The organism is Nostoc sp. (genome assembly GCF_036917455.1).
In the GTDB taxonomy this organism is placed as follows: Bacteria; Cyanobacteriota; Cyanobacteriia; order Cyanobacteriales; family Nostocaceae; genus Nostoc.
In genome coordinates, this window is sequence record NZ_JBALDK010000008.1 from 1 (window position 1) to 2239 (window position 2239).

Annotated in this window: 1 protein-coding gene; it reads right to left on the reverse strand. The window is 42.7% G+C overall.

Annotation, left to right across the window (positions count from 1 at the left end; genetic code table 11):
- Positions 1 to 505: 505 nt before the first annotated feature.
- Positions 506 to 2014 (reverse strand): UbiD family decarboxylase, encoded by a 1509-nt coding sequence (locus V7K42_RS00495; protein ID WP_334912523.1) that lies wholly within the window; start codon positions 2012 to 2014, stop codon positions 506 to 508.
- Positions 2015 to 2239 lie beyond the last annotated feature (225 nt).

Below are 2239 nucleotides of genomic sequence, written 5' to 3' on the forward strand. Positions count from 1 at the left end.
TTTTTACTAGTATTTATGATTGAAATTGTTAGATTTTATGTTGAAAATAACGGTACTTGTTTTTGTAGTATTCTCTATGTTTTATATTCTAATTTTAAAGGATGCTGACACGTCTATGGTTTATATGTTAGGTGCAATGGTTTGTACACTATTATTAATAAGCAATAAACTCTCACCTAGAAATTAAGACTTCTTGCACCTCCGCCAAATCTACTATTTGGTAGAGGTGCAAAAACGCTGATTATTCAGACGCTCATAGACTCGCTTTTCGCATCGCTATCCGCCAGTCGTATAGAATAAGCTGTTGTGTTTTTAATTTGCACATTGAGACAGCAGGGGAGCAGGGGAGCAGAGGAGCAGAGGAGCAGAGGGGCAGAGGGGCAGAGGAGAGGGTTTACAGGTTTTACCTAAAAGATTATGAGGCAACTTGTAGGTGCGACAGCTTACCTAACTGAATTCTGACTTGTGACTCCTGAGTTCTATTTCGATGTTGTTATTTAACACGTTACCTCATATCATAGCCAAACAAATTCGGGTCTACTTCTCCCAACTGCAACTCTGCTAAACCATACTCCGCCCATCGCCTCTCTACCATCGCCGCCACATCTGGGTCAGATTCCAAAGGCGAACCCCATTCATGGTCTGTTTCCGGCGGAATCTTTGTAGTCGCATCAATTCCCATCCGTCCACCTAAGCCAATCTTTTCACTAGCAAAATCTAACGTATCAAACGGTGTATTCGGCAAAATAAACACATCTCGTACTGGGTCAACTTTGGAACTAATCGCCCACACGACTTGACGCGGATCGCGAATATTGATGTCTTTATCTACAACAATTACAAATTTAGTGTATGTAAATTGTGGTAAAGCACTCCAAAAAGCTAAAGCTGCTCGTCGCGCTTGTCCCGGATATGCTTTATCAATGGAAATAATCGCTGCTTTGTAACTCAAAGCTTCCATTGGGAGGAAGAAATCGACAATTTCAGATACTTGTTGGCGCAGTATGGGCGTATAGATGCGATTTAGTGCGATCGCCATCATCGCTTCTTCTTTAGGTGGACGACCGCTAAATGTTGTTAAGTAAATCGGATTTTTCCGGTGTGTCATACACTCAAAGCGTACTAATGGCGAATCTTCCACACCGCCGTAATAACCCATGTGGTCGCCAAAGGGCCCATCTGGTAAGACTTCTCCTGGTGTAATTGTTCCTTCCAAGACAAATTCTGAATCTGCGGGAACTTCCAAATCGACGGTTTTACACTTGGCCAACTGCACACCAGAACCGCCATAAAGTCCAGCAAACAGCCATTCTGATAAATCTACAGGGATGGGCGTGGCAGCTGCCATAATAATTAGAGGATCTACACCAAGTGCGATCGCAACTTCTAATTTCTTCCCACATTCCGCCGCTTTTCGCAAATGCCTCGCCCCACCCCGCACAGATAACCAGTGAACAGTCATCGTATTTTTCGATTGTAGTTGCAAACGATACACGCCTACATTTGGTGTACCCGTCTCACAATCTTTGGTAATTACTAGTCCCAGCGTGATAATCTTGCCAGCATCACCACAATAAGGACGTATCAAAGGTAACTTGCTTAAATCTAAATCATTACCTTGAAGCACAACTTGCTGACAAGCGGGGAAAAAGTCCCGTCCTGGTTTCGCCTTCACCACATCAAACAGCACTTTGCCAAAATCTATCGCTTGGGAAATCTTCTTCGGCGGTTTTGGTTGTTGTAGCATACTCAGTTTTTTCCCCAGGGTTTCCAACTCCTCTGGATGCTGCATATTCATCGCCCAACAAATCCTTTCTACAGTTCCCATCAAATTCACCGCCACCGGAAAGGAAGCGCCTTTGACATTTTCAAACAACAACCCTGGCCCACCTTTTTGCAGCATCCGGTTGGAAATCTCAGCAATTTCTAAGTCTGGGTCAACTAAAGCTGAAATCCGCCGTAATTGTCCTCTTTCTTCTAGAATTTTAATGAATCCCCGTAAGTCTCTCGCCATTGTTCTAATAAAGCTGATTATTTAAGAAGTGTGAAGCGCTTTCTTATATTATGGGGCATTGGGGATTGGGCAATTGGGGATTGGATATTGGAAAGGACAAAGAAGAATTTATTCAATTATTCTCCCTTGTTTTCCACTCCGTCATCTATGACCATTTGGGAAATTGCTGGTTTTAATTGGAAATTAACCTATTTAGTAACTTTTCTTAACTGTGTTTTCCAAAGT

Excerpts from the sequence above, each read along its gene's own strand:
- V7K42_RS00495 (WP_334912523.1), bottom strand. The coding sequence starts at position 2,014 with ATGGCGAGAGACTTACGGGGATTCATTAAAATTCTAGAAGAAAGAGGA.